The organism is Microbispora triticiradicis, from assembly GCF_005864065.1.
In the GTDB taxonomy this organism is placed as follows: domain Bacteria; phylum Actinomycetota; class Actinomycetes; order Streptosporangiales; family Streptosporangiaceae; genus Microbispora; species Microbispora triticiradicis.
Genome location: NZ_VANP01000016.1, coordinates 84809 through 102603, shown reverse-complemented (window position 1 = coordinate 102603; position 17795 = coordinate 84809). Strand labels below are relative to the sequence as shown.

Sequence of the window (17795 nt, the reverse complement as noted above, 5' to 3'; positions counted from 1 at the left end):
GTTCTGCCGATAAAGGTTCCCGTCAGGGGTGAAGGGCCTCGTCCCGGCGTGCGGCGGCAGGGTTAGTGGAGCGTTCGCCTCGATGAGAGATGTCCCTTTCCTCGGCGTTCACGTGTTCCCGATCCACTGGGCGTCCACGTGTGCGACCCGCCGTCCTGGAGAGAAAGACCCGGTCAGATGTGTTCCGGACGGGGTAGGGGAGCGGGCGGCGCCAGGCGGCGCGGGCGGTCTCGGGCCGAGGGCGGTCCGGGCGGCAGTGTGAGAAGGCGTCCAGGTGAGAAGGCGGCCGTCCCGGGCGGCCCGCAGGCGAAGCGGCACCCGTCCGTACGGGGCGGACCGCAGGCGAAGCGGCACCCGTCCGTACGGGGCGGACCGGAGCGACCACAGGCGTGACCAGAGGCATGACCAGGGGCAGGTCAGGAAGGCGGGTCAGCGGTGCGGGGTACTTCCTTGTCGGCGGCTGTGTCGGCGTCGCCGGGATCGCTCTGGCGCACGGCGTTCCCTCGCGGAGCCGACCCACACGGGCCGGGCGGCGGCGTCGGCCACGGCGAGCGGGACGAGCCGCCGGGGGAGCGGAACCCGCACGGGCACACGGGCCGCCCCGGACAGGCCGAGTCGCGCCGGAAGAGGGCTCTCGCCGGGCGCGCGGACCGGTCTGACGGGAACGAGTCTCCCGAACAGAGCGACGCGGACGACCTGCCGGCCCGGCACCTGTCGCGTACCCTCCCGCCGGGCTTCACCTGCCGGATCGTGGCGTCGTCGGGGGAGCGTACCGGCGGCGTGGTGTGGCACGCCGCGCCCGGCGGCGGAGGGTGCTTCCCGGACGGTGACGGCTGGATTTACGTCTCCAACTGCGCGCTGCCGCTGCTCGGCGGCGTGACCGCGCTGCGGTTCGCGCCGGACGGGAGCCTGCGCGGCGGATATCGCGTGCTGTCCGGCGCCGACCGCGTCGACTCCGGCGCCGTGACCCCGTGGGACACCTGGCTGTCGGGCGAGCGGACACCCCAGGGCACGGTCTTCGAATGCGACCCGTACGGCCTGCGCGCTCCGATGCCCCGGCTGGCGATGGGCCTGTTCACCCATGGAGGCATGGTCTGCGATCCCGACCGGGGGTTCGTCTACCTCACCGAGGGGGAGCCGGACGGGTGCCTGTACCGGTTCCGCCCCGGCGACTGGGGCGACCTCACCACCGGCGTCCTCGACGTGATGACCGGAGCTCCCGGCGACGAGGCCGTGCGGTGGGAGCCGGTGCCGTCCCCGGCCGCGTCCCGCGTGCCCGTACGCGACCAGGTGAAGGGTGCCCGGCGGTTCGCGGGCGGCGGCGACTGTCACTACCGCGACGGCGTGTTGCGGTTCGTCAGTGACGGCGATGGCCGCGTGTGGGCCTACGACGTCAGGTCGGAGCGTCTCGGTGTTCTCCACGACCCCGCCACCCCTGGCACCCCTGGCAGCACCGAGACCTCCGGTATCGCCCCCCGCGCCCCTGGCAGCACCGGCACCCCCGGCATCGCCCACGCCCCCGGCACTCCTGCCGCCCTCAGCGCCCTCGGCACCGCGGCCGCTCCCGGCACTCCTCCCACGCCCGGTGCTCTCAGCGCCCCCACCCGGTCGAGCGGCCCGGGCTCCGCGACGGCCGGGGAGCCGGAGGCACGGCCCGGCGTCTGGGACGACGGCGAGGAGATCGTCCTCGTCGCGGGGGACCGGGTGGTGCCGTTCCTCCGGATGCCGGACGGCTGGACGGTCACGGGTCCGTCCATGTCCCCGGCGGGCGACAGGCTCTATCTCTCCTGCCGCCCACCCGCCGGCGCCCGGTCCGGTGTGGTGCCCGTCACCGTCGAGATCACCGGCCCGTTCGAGGACCTCGTACGCGCCTGAGCCACGCGCGGCAAGCCCCGTCCGTCCCGCCGAGCCCGGTGACATCGGGCCGGGCAGGCGATGTCAGCAGGGGCCGTGGGACACCGCACGAGTGGCGTTCCGGCCGGCCGTGGCGGCCGGCGCGAACTCGCCGGCGGCGAGCGCGTAGCCGACGCTCGCCTTGTCCGTGTCCTTCGCGAAGACCATGCCCATCACCCGGCCCTCGCCGGTGAGGAGGGGCGCGCCCGACATGCCTTTTCCGATGTCGGCGCCCTGGAAACGGTGAACCTGCCGCGACACCCGGACGCGGTTGTAGATGTCGTACGTCTCGGCGGGCACGCCCGCGCGGACGGTGACGGGCAGCGCGACCGGGGACCTCTTCCCGTCCCGATAGCCCACGATCACGGCCGTGGTCCTCACGGCGCGGGCGGGCGGCAACGGCCGGGCGGGAAGCCCCGGCACCCGCAGAACGGCGGCGTCCGCCCGAGGGCCGAAGGCGACCACCCGGGCGCCGAACCGCCGTCCGTCGTCGAGGACCACTTCGAGATCCTTGTCCACACCCGCGACGGCGTGCGCGTTGAGCAGCACTCTTTCGGGTGCGTAGACGAAGCCCGTCGCCTCCGTCCGGCGGTCGCACGCGGAGGCGAGGCCCCGCACCCGCACCACGCTGTGGGCCGCTTCGGCATGCACGCGCCGCACGGGGGCCGCGCTCAAGGCCGGTACGCCAGCGGGCGGCGTGACAGGCGGCGTGACAGGCGGCGTGACGGGCACAGCGACAGGCGGCGGACGGGCACAGCGACGGGTGGGGACTGCTCACGCGGCTCACGCGTGGCGGCGCATCCCGCCACGCCCCCCGCCGCGCACCCTGCCAGGGCGACCGCTCCCGCGATCCGCCGTACCGCTCCGCGCATGGCGATCACGCTAGGGCGGGGGGTCAGAGGTCGCGCGTCCACACCTCTTCGACGATGGGGACGCCCGACTCCTCGCCCGGATAGCGATCGGCCAGGGTGAACCCGGCGGCCTGGTAGATCCGGCGGGCGCCGAGCAGCACGTCCCGGGTCAGGAGCGTGATCCTGCGATACCCGGCCGCGGTGGCGAAGCGCAGGCACTCCTCGACCAGTCGCCCGCCGATCCCCATGCCCCGCGCGGACGGCTCGACCAGCAGCAGTCGCAGCCGCGCCGTGGTCTCGTCCTCGCATGCGCAGAAGACGCACCCGACGGGCTCGCCCGCGACCTCGGCGATCCAGCCCGCCTCCCGCCGGGGGTCGTGGTCGTCGAGGTAGGCGGCGAGGATCCTGATGACGTACGCCTCGAACGACGCGCCCCAGCCGTACTCCTCGCTGTAGAGGGCCCCGTGTCGTTGCACCACCCAGCCGAGGTCGCCCGGCCGCGGCGGCCGGATCACGTACGGTTCGCGCCGTTGCGCCGGTGGCTCCAGCAGGCGCTTCACCGTGTCCATCGCGGAGACGAGCCGGCGGCGTTCGGGGTCGGCGAGCTTCTCGACCAGGGCGTCGATCTCGGCGGCCGAGCGCCGGTCGATCATCGCGAAGGTCTCCCGGCCCTTCGGGGTGAGCCGTATGACCTGGCGGCGGGCGTCCTCCGGGGACTTCTCGCGGGAGACGAGCCCGTCGGTCTCGAACCTGGACAGGATCCGGCTCAGATAGCCGGCGTCGAGACCGAGCATGCCCCTGATGTCCGCCGCGTCGGCCGCCTGCTCCCGGGTGCCCAGTTCGAACAGCACCCGCGCCTCCGTCAGCGAGTAGGGGGTGTCGTGCATTCCCGCACCGAGCACCCCGATGACGGAGGTGTAGAAGCGGTTGAATGCCCGCACTTGCGGCACTATGTCCATTTTGGTTGCCCACCTCAAGGAAACGTTTGACTGAGTCAAACATAGAGCCGCCGCGTACGGTTGGGAAGACGGGTCTCCCGGCGGGTGCGGTCTCGCCGTGCGAGACTGTTTTGGTCGTGGTCGGCCGGGTGGCGTAGCCTCTCTTGTTGGTCTAGACCATTGTCGCGAGGCTTGGGCAGAATGCGGTGCGGTGAGCACCGGGGTCTGCGTTGGGCCCGGCCGCGCCATTCCGCGTATCCAAGATGGAGGAATACCCGTCATGCGTATTGGAGTCCTGACCGGAGGCGGCGACTGCCCCGGTCTGAACGCGGTGATCCGCGCCGTCGTCCGCAAGGGGATCGGCGTGTACGGGCACGAGTTCGTCGGATTCCGCGACGGCTGGCGTGGGCCCCTCGAGGGCGACACCATGCCGCTCGACATCCAGGCCGTCCGCGGGATCCTGCCGCGCGGCGGCACGATCCTCGGGTCCTCCCGCACCAACCCGATCAAGATCGAGGGCGGTGTCGAGCGGATCAAGGAGAACCTGGCCGCGCAGGGCGTCGACGCGCTCATCGCGATCGGCGGCGAGGACACCCTCGGCGTCGCCAAGCAGCTGTTCGACCGCGACGTCAAGGTCGTCGGCGTGCCCAAGACGATCGACAACGACCTCAACGCGACCGACTACACCTTCGGCTTCGACACCGCGGTGAACATCGCGATGGAGGCCATCGACCGGCTCCACACCACCGCCGAGTCCCACCACCGCGCGCTGATCTGCGAGGTCATGGGCCGTCACGCGGGCTGGATCGCGCTGCACGCGGGCATGGCCGCCGGCGCCAACGTGATCCTCATCCCGGAGAAGCCGTTCGACATCGACAAGGTCTGCTCCTACGTCGAGTCGCGGTTCAAGACCCGCTACTCGCCGATCATCGTCGTCGCCGAGGGTGCCCACCCGATGGAGGGCCAGATGGCGCTCCAGGCCGGTGAGCTCGACGCGTTCGGCCACGTGCGTCTCGGCGGCATCGGCGAGCTCCTGGCCAAGGAGATCGAGAAGCGCACCGGCAAGGAGGCCCGCACCACGGTCCTCGGCCACATCCAGCGCGGCGGCACTCCGACCGCCTACGACCGGGTGCTCGCGACCCGCTTCGGCCTCGGCGCGATCGACGCCGTGCACGACGGCGACTTCGGCAAGATGGTCGCGCTGCGCGGCACCGATATCGTCCGCGCCGGCCTCGACGAGGCGACCTCCGAGCTCAAGACCGTCCCCGCCTCCCGCTACTCGGAGGCCGAGGTCTTCTTCGGCTGATCCGCCGGCCACACCGGTCGGCCGGGCCATGTCGACCCGCCGATCCGTGATGACGGCCCGCTCGCTGCGGGCGGGCCGTCCACCGTCCGTCCGTACGGCTCCCGCGTCGTTTCGCGGGAGCCGTACGCGTGTGAGAGGCCGGAACCCGCCGGATCGCCACCCGGAATCGCCCAGTATGTGAGCGGAGGGATCGGCCCTCCCGGCTCAGCCACGAGGGGGCGCCGCGCGATGGGCATCGAGGGACCGTTCTGGCGGGCGATCGCGGTCTACCGCGTCGCGTCGCTCGCGTACGCGGCGCTGTTCGTGCTCGGAGCGGGCGGATACGCCCGTCCGGTCGTGTCCTGGACGGTCATCGGGGTGATGGCCGCCTGGACGGTCGTCACGCTCGTCCGGTATCCCGCCACCCGGCGCGTGCCGCTGCTGGCCGCCGACCTCCTCGTCACGGTCGCCTGCCTGCTGGCCACGCCGTACGCGCAGGGCCCCGCCGCCGCGGCGGCCGGCGTGATGCCGCTGACGGCGACGTGGGTGGCTGGGCCGGTCCTCGCGTACGGCGTGGCCGGAGGACGCCGCGCGGGCGCCGCCGCCGCCGCGGTCATGTCGGCGGCCGACCTGTGGCTGCGCGGTGGGAGCGGGGTCGAACTCGCCTCGCTGCAGGTGAACGGCGCGGTGCTCCTGTTCCTGGCCGGAGTGGTCGTCGGGCACGTCGCCCGGCTCGCGCGGGAGGCGGAGGAGCGCATGCGGCGCGCCGTGCTGATGGAGGCCGCGGGCCGGGAGCGGGAGCGCCTGGCGCGCGGCATCCACGACTCGGTGCTCCAGGTGCTCGCCCTCGTGCAGCGCAGGGGCGCGGAGATCGGCGGCGAGGCGGCCGAGCTCGGCAGGCTCGCGGGCGAGCAGGAGGCGGCGCTGCGGGCACTGGTGCAGGCCCCGCCCATCACCCGGGCGCCGGATCTCACCCCCACCGGCCTGCGCGACCGCCTGCGACCGGCCTTCGCGGCGCGCGGCACCCGCGCCGGGCGCGGCCCGGGCTCCGCCGGCCGCCTCCGTCGCCCCGCCCGCCCCGGCGCGGAGCCCGCGCCCGAATTCGCGCCCGAGCCCGGGGCCGATCCCGGGGTCGATCCCGGGGCAGAGCCGTACGCCGACCTGCGTGACCTCCTCCGGCCGTTCGGCACGGCCCGGGTGACCGTGTCGGCGCCCGCGACGCCGCTGCCGCTGCCCGCCGCGACGGCACGGGAGGTGGCGGCGGCCGTCGGCGCGGCCCTCGACAACGTCGTACGGCACTGCCCGGAGGGCACGCGGGCGTGGATACTCGCGGAGGACGACGACGACGCGGTGGTCGTCACCGTCCGCGACGAGGGGCCGGGCATCCCCGACGGACGGCTGGAGCAGGCGGCCCGCGAGGGACGCATGGGCGTCGCCCGATCGATCCGGGGACGCCTGGCCGACCTCGGCGGCACGGCGGCCATCACCTCCTCGCCGTCGGGGACGGAGATCGAGCTGTCGGTTCCGGCGGGGGAGCGGGCGTGACCTCGGCCCGCCGGCGGAGGGAGTATGCGGGCGGGGCGGGCCCTGGACCTGATGAGGGTGGAGCGTGCGGCTCGGCGTGAACGGTCACCGGACGCGGGCAGGGCGGAGCTCGCGGGCGGGTGTGAAGGTGGTGAACAGGCCCTGGACGTGGTGAGGGCGGAGGAGGGCGTGAACGTGGCCGGAGGCGAGGGGGCCGAGCGGTCCCCGGTGCGGGTCATGGTGGTGGACGATCACCCGATGTGGCGGGAGGCGGTCGCCCGCGACCTGACCGAGGCCGGATACGAGGTGGTCGCGGCGACGGGCGAGGGCCGGCAGGCGCTGCGGGTGGCGGCGGCGGTCCGGCCGGAGGTGGTGGTGCTGGACCTGCGCCTGCCCGACCTGCCGGGGGTGGAGGTGGCCCGCGGGCTGGGCGCGTCCGCGCTCCCTCCGCGCGTGCTCGTCCTGTCGGCCAGCGCGGAGGAGGCCGACGTGCTGGAGGCGGTCAAGGCGGGCGCCTCCGGATATCTCGTGAAGTCGGCCGGGCGGGAGGAGTTCCTCGACGCGGTCCGGCGGACCGCCGAGGGCGACGCGGTGTTCACGCCCGGCCTGGCCGGGCTCGTCCTGGGCGAGTACCGCAGGCTCGCCCACCGGCGGCCCGGCGCCCAGGAGGAGGAGCAGCGGGACGGTCCCCGGCTGACCGAGCGGGAGACCGAGGTGCTGCGCATGGTCGCCAAGGGCCTGTCGTACCGGCAGATCGCCGAGCGTCTGGTGCTGTCGCACCGCACGGTGCAGAACCACGTGCAGAACACGCTGAGCAAGCTCCAGTTGCACAACCGGGTCGAGCTGGTCCGCTACGCCATCGAGAAGGGCCTGGCCGACCTCGATTGAGGGAGTGCGCCGCTCGGCGGCGGCGTTACAGTGGGAAGCCCGCACGTGGGCGACGCGTTGTCCTCTCAGCGAACCAGCGAACCCTTTCCCGGCCGCGCCTCACCCCGGCGCCGTGGCCGTCCCTGTCCGTCCGGAGGTTTCCACCCATGACCATGACCGCCCTGGGAGAGCCCTGTGTGCTGCTCAAGTTAGGCGAGGTGGTCCTGAAAGGCCGGAACCGCGAGATCTTCGAGATGCGCCTGCGGGCCAACATCAAGCACGCGCTCAAGGACCACCGCGTCGACATCCGCCAGCGGCACGGCGTGATCGCCCTGTTCCTGCCCGCCGGCACCGACGTCGAGGTGGCCGAGACGGTGGCGGCCCGCGTGTCCGACGTGCCCGGCATCGTGCTGGTCCATCTGGCGTGGCGGATCCCGAAGGACCCGGACACGATCACCAAGGCCGCCATCGAGCTGATCAGGGACAGCGACGAGGTGGCGCGCTCGGCCCGCTTCGCGGTGCGCTCGCGCCGCCGCGACAAGCGGTTCCCGTTGCGCTCCAACGAGCTCGACCATCTGGTCGGCGGGGCGATCAACGACACCTTCGGCCTGCCGGTGGACCTGAGCCGCCCGGAGCTCACCGTGCACATCGAGGTGGACAAGGACGAGGCGTTCCTGTTCACCGACGGCCGGCCGGGCCAGGGCGGCCTGCCGGTCGGCTCCAGCGGACGGGGGCTCGTGCTGCTGTCCGGCGGCATCGACTCGCCGGTGGCGGCCTACCGGATGATGCGGCGCGGTCTGCGGGTCGACTTCCTGCACTTCTCCGGCATCCCGTTCACCACCTCCGAGTCGATCTACAAGGCGTACGCGCTGGTGCGCAACCTGGACAGGTTCCAGGGCAAGTCGCGGCTGTGGGTGGTGCCGTTCGGCAAGGCGCAGCAGTCGATCAGGAACTCCGGGCAGGACCGGCTCGCGGTGATCGCCCAGCGGCGGCTGATGCTCAAGACGGCCGAGGAGGTCGCCCACCGCATCCACGCCGAGGCGCTGGTCACCGGCGACAGCCTCGGGCAGGTCTCCTCGCAGACCCTCACCAACATCACCGCGCAGGACCACGCCGTGGACATGCCGATCATGCGTCCGCTGATCGGCCTGGACAAGACCGAGATCATGGCCGAGGCGCGCAGGATCGGCACGCTGCAGATCTCCGAGCTGCCCGACGAGGACTGCTGCACGCTCCTCGCGTCCCGGCAGGCCGAGACCCGCGCGAAGATCGAGGACCTCAAGCTGATCGAGCGGCGCCTGGACGCCGAGGACCTCGCCGCCCAGCTCGCCGACTCCATCCAGCCGTACAAGCTGGAGGTCTGAGCCCGGGTACGGCCCGCGGTCGCGGGCCGTACCGGACCCGGCGTGGTCAGGCGAGAGCGGGAGCGGCGGCCGCGGCTCCCCCGGTGGTGGTCGTCACGGTGGTAGTTCCTCCGGTGGTGGCCGCCACGGTGACGGCGGCGGTGCGGCCGACCAGCGGGGGGAAGTCGCGCATGATCGCGGCGAGCCGCTCCAGGTCGCCGTCGACGAGGGCCTGCGGGCCGTCGCAGAGCGCCTGCTCCGGATGCGGGTGCACGTCGATGATCACGCCGTCGGCGCCCACCGCGACGGCCGCGCGGGTCAGCGGCAGGACGAGGTCGCGCCGGCCGCCGGAGTGCGACGGGTCGACGATCACCGGCAGGTGCGACAGCCGCTGGACGACCGGGACCGCCGAGATGTCCAGGGTGTTGCGGGTGGCGGGCTCGTAGGTCCGGATGCCGCGCTCGCACAGCACGATGTCGAGGTTGCCTCGCTGGGCGACGTACTCGGCCGCCATCAGCCACTCCTCGATGGTCGCGGTCATGCCGCGCTTGAGCATGACCGGCTTCCCGGCGGCGCCCACGGCCTGCAGCAGCGCGAAGTTCTGCGCGTTGCGGGTGCCGACCTGGAGCATGTCGGCGTACGACGCCACGAGCGCCACGTCGTGGGCGTCCACGACCTCGGTGACGATCGGCAGCCCGGTCTGCTCGCGTACGTCGGCGAGGATGCGCAGGCCCTTCTCGCCCAGCCCCTGGAAGGCGTACGGCGAGGTGCGCGGCTTGAAGGCCCCGCCGCGCAGCAGCGTCGCGCCCGCCGCCTTGGCCATCAGCGCGGCCTCCAGCGTCTGCTCCGGCGTCTCCACCGCGCACGGGCCCGCGATCAGCGTCACGGTGTCGGGTCCGATGGGGACGCCGCGCACGGTCACCGTGGAGCGATCGGGATGGTTCTCGCGGCTCACCAGCTTGTACGGCGTGGAGACCCGCACCACGTCCGCGACGCCCGGCATGGCGCGCAGGTTGAGCGTGGCGAACTGCTCGACGTCGCCGATGAGGCCGATGATCGTGCGGTTCACGCCGCGGCTCGCGAACGCCTCCCCTCCGGCCGCGGCGACGAGGTCGGTGATCGCCTCGACGTCGTCCTGGGTGGCCTCGGGGGTCATGACGATGACCATGGTGTCTCCTCGTGCTCTCGATGGTGCGGACGGACGGTGTGGCCGGGTGTCTCCGGTCCGGAAAACGACGAAGGCCCCGGGTCCGTGGGACCCGGGGCCTTCGTTCTCCTTGGCTGTCAGCGCAGCGCTTGGAGGCGATCGGTCCTCACGGGTCCGTCGCCATACCAAAACGACCAAGCGGTACGCATGTGACGCAATATAGCGCACATCTCGACGCTCGCGTCCACCTCTCGTGTCCGTGGCGTGTTCCGTACGGCTCCGCGCGGGCGCGACCGGAGCGCGACCGGAGCCGGGCCGCGCGCCCGGGATCCGGTGCGGGCCGTCTTTCCGGCGGGTGGCAGGATGGCCTGCGTGCCGGAGATACCTGACGAGGAGACGCGACTGCCCCCGGGCCAGTACGTCCCGCGCGGACGGCCCGTCGTCCACTACGGCAGGGTGCCGGCGTTCCGCCCCGAGACGTGGCGTTTCCAGGTGTTCGGCGAGACGGCCACCGGCCGGATCCACGAGTTCTCGTGGGAGGAGTTCTCCTCGCTGCCGATGACCACCATGGTGTCCGACTTCCACTGCGTCACCAAGTTTTCGATCATGGGGAACGAGTGGAGCGGCTTTCCCGCCTCGGCCCTGCTCGCCCGCGTCCCGCCCGGGCCGGGCGTACGGCACGTGATGGTCTGGGCGGAGTACGGCTACAGCGCGAACCTGCGCCTGAGCGACTTCGACCGCCCGACGACGCTGCTCGCCACGCACCTCGACGAGAAGCCGCTCTCCGCCGAGCGCGGCTTCCCCGTCCGGCTCGTCGTGCCGCATCTCTACGCGTGGAAGAGCGTGAAGTGGGTGCGCGCCATCGAGTACCTGACCGAGGACCGGCGTGGTTTCTGGGAGGAGCGCGGCTACCACAACGTGGCCGACCCCTGGAAGGAGCAGCGCTACTCATACCAGGAGGAGCCGGGCGAGGGCCCACCGTGAGGCCGCCGAAGGGCTACGGTGTCCGGCGTGTCGACAGCCGTGTGGGTCACGCTGTGCGCGCTCTGCGGAGTCTGCGGCGGCGTGCTCGGCCGCGTCCTGCCCCGCAGGGAGCCGCCGTCCGGGGAACGTCCGGGGAGGTCCTGCGCCGGGCTGCCGTACGGGACGGCGGGCGCGGCGGGGCGTGACGCGCCGGATGACGCGTGGCGCGACGCGCCTGGTCGTGCGCGGAGCGACGCGTCTGGTCGCGTGCGGGGCGAAGGGCCGGGTGAGGCGGCGTTCCGCGCCCTGCGCGCCGCCGGTCTGGCCGCGCGTTCGCTGCGCGCCGCCGGGCTCACCCGGGCCTCCGCCCGCGGCGCCGTACGGCACCTGCGGACGCTGCTGGGCACCGCCGGGCTGGTCGTCGCGACGCCCGACCGGGTGCTGGCCAGGGGCGGCGCGGACGTTCCGGGGGACGAGGCCGTCCTCGCCGAGGTGCGGGCGGCGGCGGCCGGGGGCAGGCCCCGCGTCGTCCCGGCGTCCCGGGGAGGCGGCCGGCGCGGGGTGGTCGTCCCCCTGGTCGTGGAGGGCCGGGTGGTCGGGGCCCTGGCGGCGTACGACGCGCGGGTGGGCACGGCGCTCGTGCGCACCGCGACCGAGGTGGGCCGCTGGCTGTCGGGCCAGCTCGAACTCGCCGAACTCGACGCCTCGCGCAGGCGGACGCTGGAGGCCGAGGCACGGGCCCTGCGGGCCCAGATATCCCCTCATTTCATCTACAACTCGCTGACCACGATCGCCTCGTTCGTCCGGACCGATCCGGAGCGCGCCCGCGAACTGCTGCTCGACTTCGCCGACTTCATCCGGTACGCGCTGCGCCGGGCCGCCGACTTCACCACCCTCGCCGACGAGCTGACCTGCGTCGACCGCTACCTGCTGCTGGAGCAGGCGAGGTTCGGCGACCGGCTGCGGTTCACCGTCCAGGTCGCCCCCGAGGTGCTGCGGGTGGACGTGCCGTTCCTGTGCCTGCAGCCCCTGGTCGAGAACGCGATCAAGCACGGCATGCCGGGGGAGGTGCGGGTCGTGATCAGGGACGCCGGGTCGGAGGCGCACATCTGGGTCGAGGACGACGGCGTCGGGATGAATCCCGAGCAGCTGCACGCCGCGCTGCGGGAGCAGCGGACCGGCATCGGGCTGAGCAACGTCGACGTGCGCATGCGGCACATCTACGGCCCCGGTCACGGCCTGGTCGTCGAGACCGCGCCGGGCAAGGGGACCCGCATCGGGCTGCGGATCCCCAAGACCCGTCCCCGTACGAGCCCGGCCCGTCCCTGACCGGCCGCCACCGTCGTCACACGGCCGTGCTGCCCGAGGCCGCCTCCTGGCCGGGGGCGACGTCGGTGAGGAGCGGCAACCTCAGGACGAACCGCGCGCCGCGCGGGGACTCCTCGATGCGGAGGCTGCCCTCGTGGGCGACCGCGATCGCCCGGCACAGGGCCAGGCCGAGCCCGCTGCCACGGGGGTCGAGGCGCCGCCCCGCGTCGAGGCGGACGAAGGGCTCGAACACCCGCTCCCGGTCCTCCTCGGCGACGCCGTCGCCGTCGTCCAGCACCGTGACCAGCGCCTGGTCGCCGACGGGCTCCGCGGTCACGTCCACCTTGGAGGTCGCGTGCCGCTGCGCGTTCACCAGCAGATTCGTGACGATGCTGGCCAGCTGGACGCGGCTGCCGAGGACCCACAACCCGGGCTCCGTCCTGGCGTGCACCGGAACCTCTCCGCGGCGCGCCGCCACCTCGGCGCGTACGAGGGCTCCGAGGTCGACCGGCTCGGACACGCAGGGGGTGTTGCGGAGCCGGGCGAAGGCCAGCAGTTCGTCGATGATCTGCTGCAGGCGGTCGGCGACCGGCAGGGCCCCGGCGATCGCCTCGCGCGCGTCGACCTCCGGATAGAGCAGCGCCTCCTCCAGGCCGGCGCGGAGCCCGGCGAGCGGGGACTTCAGCTCGTGCGAGACCACGGCGGCGAAGTGCCGCTGCTGCGTGACCGCTGATTCGAGCCGGTCGAGCGTCTGGTTCGCCGTGCGGGCGAGCCGGGCGATCTCGTCCCGGCCGGGCGGCTGCGGCACCCGCAGGGACAGGTCGTGGGCGGTGATCTCGGACATCCGCTGCCCGATCGCCGTGATCGGCCGCAGGATGCGGCCCGCCGCCCGCCAGGTCGTCCACGTCCACAGCGCGGCCAGCACCGCCCCGCTGGCGCCGACGAGGAGCTCCAGCCGGCGCCCGCGCAGGGCGGGCGGCTGGTCCGTGCCGGCGTACACGTAGTGCGGCTCGCCCTGCCAGATCTCCGTCGCCTGCAGCGACGGGACCCGCGCGGCGGTGAGCACGACGCACCGGTCGCCGGAACACTCGGTCACATCCTGGAAGCGGTCGTCGCTGGTGGGCCGGACCGTGCTCAGCGGCTGCACGCCGGCCACGGGGTTGGCCAGCACCACCCGGCCCTGGGAGTCGGTGAGCTGGACGAGGGGGACGCGCGCTGTCGGAGCCGGTGGCGGTATGTGGTCGCGCCGCATCGAGCCGATCCATTCGCTCGCGACGCGGCGCGTCTCAGTGAAGATCTCGGTCTCGACCCGGTGACGGATCAGCAGGCAGAGACCGGCCGCGATCATGCCGGCGAGGAGGACGGACAGCCCGGCCACCGTCAGCGTCACCCGTGCCCGGATGGAGCCGGAACGGGGAAGAGGCAGGGCGCCCCGCCTGATGCCCATCGACGATCCTTGTTCGGCCTGTTCTCCCCCGCCATGGTAGGCAGCCGTGGGACGGAAAGGCGGATAACAGAATAAATGTGGATATATGCTCCCAAAACCTTCCCTCGGCTTGACCCGGTGTTCGTCGAGCCGGCGATTCGCCGGTGCGGGCGAGGTGCGGACAGGCGCCCGAGGCCGGCCCCGCAGCCGGGTGAACCGTCGCCGGAACCGGCGGGCTCCGCGCGCGGACACCGGCGACGCCCCAGCGTGACGGGTCCGTCACCTACCGTCCGGTCACCCCTTGCGCGGAGAGGCGGGCACACGGCACGGTGGACGCCATGCTGCGTGTGCTCGCGGTGGACGACGAGGTCCCCGCCCTGTCCGAGCTCGCCTTCCTGTTGCGCCAGGACACCCGGGTGGAGCACGTGAGCACGGCCACCGACAGCGGGGCCGCGCTCCGCGACATGGTCCAGATGATCGCCGACGGCGAGCGTCTCGACGGGGTGTTCCTGGACGTGCGCATGCCGGGGCTCGACGGCCTCGACCTGGCCCGGCTCATCGGCGGGTTCCCCACGCCGCCGAAGCTGGTCTTCGTCAGCGCTCACGACTGCGCCGTGCAGGCGTTCGAGCTGGAGGCGGTCGACTACCTGCTCAAGCCCGTGCGCCCCGAACGCCTGGCGGAGGCCGTACGCCGGCTGCTGACCGCCGTGGCGCCCCCCGGCGCGGACGAGGACCTGGAGACGATCCCGGTCGAGCTGGCGGGCCGCACGAAGTTCGTCGCCCGGCAGGACGTGTGCTACGCCGAGGCGCACGGCGACTACGTCCGCCTGCACACCGCCGGGGCCGTCTACCTCGTACGGATGTCCCTCGCGGCGCTGGAGCGGCGCTGGGCGGGGTCGGGGTTCGTCAGGGTCCACCGCAGCACGCTCGTCAACGTCAGGCACGTCAGCGAGTTGCGCTTCGACGCCGGGCGGGTGGTCCTTGAGGTGGGCGGGGAGACGCTGCCGGTGAGCCGGAGGCTGACCCGGCAGGTGCGGGAGCAGCTCGTCCGGCAGTTCCGCCCCTGATCTGCCCTGATCGCCCTTGATCTGCCCTGATCGGCCCCTGACCCGCGCTCGCCCCCGGCGCCCCGGGAGCGGGCCCGGGAACGGCTCGTCCCATGGCGCATGCGGGACCGTCCGAGGCCCGGGCCGCCGCGACGGGTCCGGGGCGACCGCTTGTCGCTCACGGGGCTCCGCTCGTCGTGTGAGGACGGGCCGCATGGCGCTGGCTAGGGACCGCTCGTCCGAAGGGCCACCCGGAGGCCCGACTACACCTCGTAGTCTTTCGCTCGTCGCAAGACACGCGGGGTAATCACAAAGTGAGTCGATTCTCACCAGGTGGTTATCAAGCGGGGCCCTACTCGGGGGGGAAGGGCCCCGCCCGCGCGTTACCGGGGGACGCGGCGATCCGGCCATACGGGGGCGCCGGATCGCCGCGAACGCCTCCGACCGGCCACGACGCGTGACGCCGGCAGTCGCGATCCTCGCGAGTCGGCCGCTCCTCAGGCGCTCCGGAGCTTCTTCAGCAGGTCGATGTCCTCGCGGTGCTTGTCCGCCTTGCCGGGGGTCTCGATGCAGAGCGGCACGCCGGCGGCCGCCGGGTGCCGCATGAGATCGCCGAAGGCCTGCGCGCCGATGTGCCCGGCCCCGATGTTCTCGTGCCGGTCCCTCTTGGACCCGCACGGGTCCTTGGAGTCGTTGGCGTGGATGAGCCTGAGCCGTCCCGGGGCGACCTCGTGCAGCGCGTCCATCATCTCCTTCACCCCGCCCGGCGCGGAAAGGTCGTGCCCCGCCGCGAAGGCGTGGCAGGTGTCCAGGCACACACCCGCCTTCGGATGGTGGTCGAGCGCCTCCAGATAGGGTCCGAGGTCCTGGACCGTGGCGCACAGCATCCGGCCCTGCCCCGCCATCGGTTCGAGCAGCAGGTCGGGGCCGTCGTCGGGCAGTTCGTCCAGCACCGGCAGCAGGTGCTCGTGGATCTGGCGCATCGCGGTCTCTCGCGACTGGCTGACGGCGGAGCCGGTGTGCACGACCACCCCCCGCGCGCCGGTCTCGGCGCCCCGGCGCAGCGTGTGGCGGACCACCGCGATCGAGTTCTCCAGGGTCGCCGGGGTCGGAGACCCGCAGTTCACGAGATAGGCGGCGTGCAGGAAGACCGGCACGCCCGACTCGCGCAGCCTGGCGTCCTCGGCGGGGTCGCCCGCGCTGAGCGCCCAGCCGCGCGGATTGGTGACGAAGACCTGGATCATCTCCGCGCCGATCTCGGACGCGTACTTCAGCCCGCCCTTGGCCAGGCCGCCCGCGACGAAGACGTGACCGCCGATGAGATTGCTGGGAGTCATGATGACCTCCAGGTTAGTCGCGCACCTCGTGGCCTCTCACGTGCCACCCCTTTGTCACAACGTACAAAGCGGCCCCCCGAGCAGGGCACGCGGTTCGGACCTCACGCCGCTGGACCCCGCCGCGGGCCCGGCGGTTGACTGACGGGCATGCGCGAACTCAGCCGGGAGGACCTGCGGTCCTGCTGCGCCTCCGCCAGATGGGTGGAGGAGGTGGCCGCGCGCGGGCCGTACCGGGATCTCGACGGGCTGCGCCGCGCGAGCGGCCCGGCGCTCGCCGCGCTGGCCTGGGACGACGTGCTGGAGGCGCTGGCGGCGCACCCCCGCATCGGCGAGCGGCCCGGCGGCGCCGGACGCGAGGCCGCGTGGTCGCGGTCCGAGCAGTCCGGAGCCGCGGACGCCGGCCGGGGCGTCCTCGACGCGCTCCGCGAGGGCAACGCCGCCTACGAGAGCCGGTTCGGCCACGTCTACCTGGTCTGCGCGACCGGCCGGGACGCCGACGACCTGCTGGCGCTGCTGCGCGGGCGGCTCGGCAACGACGAGGAGACCGAGCGCGGGGTCGTCAGGGACGAGCTGTCGAAGATCGTCGCGTTGCGGCTGGCCAAGCTCTGGGAGGGCCGGTGAGCCTCTCGACGCACGTGCTCGACACCGCCGCCGGGACGCCCGCCAAGGACGTGCCCGTACGGCTGTCGCGGCGCGCCGCGCACGGCTTCGTGCCGGTCGCGGAGGGCCGCACCGACGCCGACGGCCGCATCCGGGAATGGAGGCCGCTGGGCCGGGAGTGGGACCCGGCGCTCGACCCGCGTCCCGGGACCTACCGGCTCGTCTTCGACACGGCCGCCTATCTGGGGGACGACGCGTTCTTCCCGGAAGTGAGCGTGGTGTTCGCCGTCCGGGAGCCCGGCGGGCACTACCACGTGCCGCTGCTGCTGAGCCCCTTCGCCTACTCGACCTACCGGGGGAGCTAGCCGTGGCCGTTCTGGGACCCAACAGGTATGGCAAGGCCGAGACGAGGGTCGTACGGGTGACCCGGCACGGCGACGCCCACCGGATCAAGGACCTCACGGTGAGCACGGCGTTGGCGGGCGACCTGGCCGAGGTGCACCTGAGCGGGGACAACTCCGCCGTCCTGCCCACCGACTCGCAGAAGAACACCGTCTTCGCGTTCGCCAAGAGGCACGGCGTCGGGGCGATCGAGGACTTCGCGCTGCTGCTGGCGCGTCACTTCGTGGACTCCCAGCCCGCGATCCACCACGCCAGGGTCGCGGTCGAGGAGCACGCCTGGGAGCGCAACGGCGCGTTCGGGCACTCCTTCGTCCGCTCCGGCCGGGAGGTGCGCACCTGCGTGGCGCATCACGACGGGACCGGGTCGTGGGTGGTCTCCGGGCTGCGCGACCTCGTCGTGCTCAACACGACCGACTCCGAGTTCCGGGGGTTCGCGAAGGACGAGTACACGACGCTGCCGGAGACCCGCGACCGTGTCCTGGCCACCGCCGTCGACGTGTCGTGGCGGCACGCGGACGTCTCGGAGGACGTCTCCCCGGACGTCTTGCCGGACGTCTCGCCGGACTGGGACAAGGCCTACGAGAAGGCCCGGGCGGCTCTGCTCACGGCCTTCGCCGACACCTACAGCCTGTCGCTGCAGCAGACGTTGTACGCCATGGGCACGCGCGTGCTGGCCGAGTGCCCGGGGATCTGCGAGGTGCGGCTGTCGCTGCCGAACAGGCACCACTTCCTGGTCGACCTCGCGCCCTTCGGGCTGCCCAACGACGGGGAGGTCTTCTTCGCCGCCGACCGGCCGTACGGGCTGATCGAAGGGACCGTGCTGCGCGAGGACGCGCCCGACGCCGGCCCGGCCTGGGAGTAGCCG

At 73.2% G+C, this 17795-nt stretch carries 16 protein-coding genes; 11 read left to right on the top strand and 5 right to left on the bottom strand.

Going from position 1 to position 17795, the window contains the following annotated elements; translation table 11 throughout:
• Positions 1-450: 450 nt before the first annotated feature.
• Positions 451-1875 (top strand): alkaline phosphatase PhoX, encoded by a 1425-nt coding sequence (locus tag FED44_RS37785; RefSeq protein ID WP_244302397.1) that lies wholly within the window; start codon positions 451-453, stop codon positions 1873-1875.
• Between the two features lie 63 nt (positions 1876-1938).
• Here the strand turns inward: FED44_RS37785 and FED44_RS30415 are convergent, their stop codons facing one another.
• Positions 1939-2544 (bottom strand): trypsin-like peptidase domain-containing protein, encoded by a 606-nt coding sequence (locus tag FED44_RS30415; RefSeq protein ID WP_167521633.1) that lies wholly within the window; start codon positions 2542-2544, stop codon positions 1939-1941.
• A 244-nt stretch (positions 2545-2788) separates the two neighbouring features.
• A complete protein-coding gene (locus FED44_RS30410) occupies positions 2789-3685 on the bottom strand; it encodes a bifunctional helix-turn-helix transcriptional regulator/GNAT family N-acetyltransferase (protein WP_244302396.1) in 897 nt (298 codons plus the stop codon).
• Between the two features lie 277 nt (positions 3686-3962).
• Here FED44_RS30410 and FED44_RS30405 point away from each other — a divergent pair, with 277 nt between their 5' ends.
• The 4 genes from FED44_RS30405 to thiI all read left to right on the top strand — a co-directional run bounded on the left by FED44_RS30405 (position 3963) and on the right by thiI (position 8722).
• Positions 3963-4988: a 6-phosphofructokinase gene (locus FED44_RS30405; protein ID WP_117409215.1), complete on the top strand. Its 1026-nt coding sequence runs from the start codon at positions 3963-3965 to the stop codon at positions 4986-4988.
• A 228-nt stretch (positions 4989-5216) separates the two neighbouring features.
• Positions 5217-6512, top strand: a complete 1296-nt coding sequence (gene macS, locus FED44_RS30400) for a MacS family sensor histidine kinase (protein ID WP_138462840.1) — start codon at positions 5217-5219, stop codon at positions 6510-6512.
• A 216-nt stretch (positions 6513-6728) separates the two neighbouring features.
• Complete coding sequence (locus FED44_RS30395; protein WP_138462878.1) at positions 6729-7379, top strand: response regulator; 651 nt, start codon at positions 6729-6731, stop codon at positions 7377-7379.
• A 146-nt stretch (positions 7380-7525) separates the two neighbouring features.
• Positions 7526-8722 carry a tRNA uracil 4-sulfurtransferase ThiI gene (thiI, locus tag FED44_RS30390; RefSeq protein WP_138462839.1) on the top strand — a complete coding sequence of 399 codons (1197 nt, stop codon included), beginning with the start codon at positions 7526-7528 and terminating at the stop codon, positions 8720-8722.
• Between the two features lie 46 nt (positions 8723-8768).
• Here thiI and aroF read toward each other — a convergent pair whose 3' ends face one another.
• Complete coding sequence (gene aroF / locus FED44_RS30385; RefSeq protein ID WP_138462838.1) at positions 8769-9869, bottom strand: 3-deoxy-7-phosphoheptulonate synthase; 1101 nt, start codon at positions 9867-9869, stop codon at positions 8769-8771.
• A 342-nt stretch (positions 9870-10211) separates the two neighbouring features.
• On the opposite strand from aroF, the gene FED44_RS30380 reads away from it, so the two are divergent.
• Both FED44_RS30380 and FED44_RS30375 read left to right on the top strand, forming a co-directional pair.
• On the top strand, positions 10212-10832 hold the full coding sequence (locus FED44_RS30380; RefSeq protein ID WP_117408377.1) for a sulfite oxidase-like oxidoreductase: 621 nt from the start codon (positions 10212-10214) through the stop codon (positions 10830-10832).
• Between the two features lie 27 nt (positions 10833-10859).
• Positions 10860-12140, top strand: a complete 1281-nt coding sequence (locus FED44_RS30375) for a sensor histidine kinase (protein WP_244302394.1) — start codon at positions 10860-10862, stop codon at positions 12138-12140.
• 16 nt (positions 12141-12156) lie between these two features.
• Here the strand turns inward: FED44_RS30375 and FED44_RS30370 are convergent, their stop codons facing one another.
• Positions 12157-13566 (bottom strand): sensor histidine kinase, encoded by a 1410-nt coding sequence (locus FED44_RS30370; protein WP_138462837.1) that lies wholly within the window; start codon positions 13564-13566, stop codon positions 12157-12159.
• A gap of 317 nt (positions 13567-13883) precedes the next feature.
• On the opposite strand from FED44_RS30370, the gene FED44_RS30365 reads away from it, so the two are divergent.
• Positions 13884-14612, top strand: a complete 729-nt coding sequence (locus tag FED44_RS30365) for a LytR/AlgR family response regulator transcription factor (RefSeq protein WP_117408382.1) — start codon at positions 13884-13886, stop codon at positions 14610-14612.
• A gap of 476 nt (positions 14613-15088) precedes the next feature.
• Here the strand turns inward: FED44_RS30365 and FED44_RS30360 are convergent, their stop codons facing one another.
• A complete protein-coding gene (locus FED44_RS30360; RefSeq protein ID WP_138462836.1) occupies positions 15089-15928 on the bottom strand; it encodes a deoxyribonuclease IV in 840 nt (279 codons plus the stop codon).
• Positions 15929-16075: 147 nt separating this feature from the next.
• Here FED44_RS30360 and uraD point away from each other — a divergent pair, with 147 nt between their 5' ends.
• From uraD to pucL, 3 genes are read left to right on the top strand one after another with little or no spacing between them, the layout of a single operon-like run.
• Positions 16076-16549: a 2-oxo-4-hydroxy-4-carboxy-5-ureidoimidazoline decarboxylase gene (gene uraD, locus FED44_RS30355; protein ID WP_138462835.1), complete on the top strand. Its 474-nt coding sequence runs from the start codon at positions 16076-16078 to the stop codon at positions 16547-16549.
• A complete protein-coding gene (gene uraH / locus FED44_RS30350) occupies positions 16546-16893 on the top strand; it encodes a hydroxyisourate hydrolase (RefSeq protein WP_111700290.1) in 348 nt (115 codons plus the stop codon). Before uraD ends, uraH begins: the two co-directional genes overlap by 4 nt.
• 2 nt (positions 16894-16895) lie before the next feature.
• Entirely contained in the window at positions 16896-17792 is an 897-nt protein-coding gene (pucL, locus tag FED44_RS30345; RefSeq protein WP_138462834.1) for a factor-independent urate hydroxylase, read from the top strand.
• Positions 17793-17795: the final 3 nt, after the last annotated feature.

Excerpts from the sequence above, each read along its gene's own strand:
- FED44_RS30405 (WP_117409215.1), top strand. The coding sequence starts at position 3,963 with ATGCGTATTGGAGTCCTGACCGGAGGCGGCGACTGCCCCGGTCTGAAC.
- macS (WP_138462840.1), top strand. The coding sequence starts at position 5,217 with ATGGGCATCGAGGGACCGTTCTGGCGGGCGATCGCGGTCTACCGCGTC.
- FED44_RS30395 (WP_138462878.1), top strand. The coding sequence starts at position 6,729 with ATGGTGGTGGACGATCACCCGATGTGGCGGGAGGCGGTCGCCCGCGAC.
- thiI (WP_138462839.1), top strand. The coding sequence starts at position 7,526 with ATGACCATGACCGCCCTGGGAGAGCCCTGTGTGCTGCTCAAGTTAGGC.
- aroF (WP_138462838.1), bottom strand. The coding sequence starts at position 9,869 with ATGGTCATCGTCATGACCCCCGAGGCCACCCAGGACGACGTCGAGGCG.
- FED44_RS30380 (WP_117408377.1), top strand. The coding sequence starts at position 10,212 with ATGGCCTGCGTGCCGGAGATACCTGACGAGGAGACGCGACTGCCCCCG.
- FED44_RS30370 (WP_138462837.1), bottom strand. The coding sequence starts at position 13,566 with ATGGGCATCAGGCGGGGCGCCCTGCCTCTTCCCCGTTCCGGCTCCATC.
- FED44_RS30365 (WP_117408382.1), top strand. The coding sequence starts at position 13,884 with ATGCTGCGTGTGCTCGCGGTGGACGACGAGGTCCCCGCCCTGTCCGAG.
- FED44_RS30360 (WP_138462836.1), bottom strand. The coding sequence starts at position 15,928 with ATGACTCCCAGCAATCTCATCGGCGGTCACGTCTTCGTCGCGGGCGGC.
- uraD (WP_138462835.1), top strand. The coding sequence starts at position 16,076 with ATGCGCGAACTCAGCCGGGAGGACCTGCGGTCCTGCTGCGCCTCCGCC.